Source organism: Mycoplasma zalophidermidis, from assembly GCF_018913985.1.
GTDB lineage: Bacteria > Bacillota_I > Bacilli_A > Mycoplasmatales > Metamycoplasmataceae > Mycoplasmopsis > Mycoplasmopsis zalophidermidis.
Map to the genome: position 1 here is coordinate 1 of NZ_JAHMHK010000022.1, position 538 is coordinate 538.

A 538-nucleotide genomic window follows, 5' to 3' on the forward strand; every position below is an offset into this window, starting at 1 on the left:
TGAGGAGGCTTCCCACTTAGATGCTTTCAGCGGTTATCCTTTCCGTACTTAGCTACCCAGCTATGCTCCTGGCGGAACAACTGGAACACCAGTGGTACGTCCGTTTCGGTCCTCTCGTACTAAAAACGGCTCTCATCAATATTCCAACGCCCACATCAGATAGGGACCGAACTGTCTCACGACGTTCTGAACCCAGCTCGCGTACCGCTTTAATGGGCGAACAGCCCAACCCTTGGAACCGACTCCAGCTCCAGGATGCGATGAGCCGACATCGAGGTGCCAAACCTTGCCGTCGATGTGATCTCTTGGGCAAGATAAGCCTGTTATCCCCAGGGTAACTTTTATCCGTTGAGCGACTGCCATTCCACAATGTACAGCCGGATCACTAAGTCCTGCTTTCGCACCTGCTCGACTTGTAAGTCTCACAGTCAAGCACACTTCTACCTTTGCGCTCTGCATACGGTTTCTGACCGTATTGAGTGTACCTTTGAACGCCTCCGTTACTCTTTAGGAGGCGACCGCCCCAGTCAAACTACCC

General features: G+C 52.6%; 1 rRNA gene. It reads right to left on the reverse strand.

Going from position 1 to position 538, the window contains the following annotated elements:
- Window positions 1-538, reverse strand: a 23S ribosomal RNA gene (locus KQ878_RS03710); the annotation flags it as partial.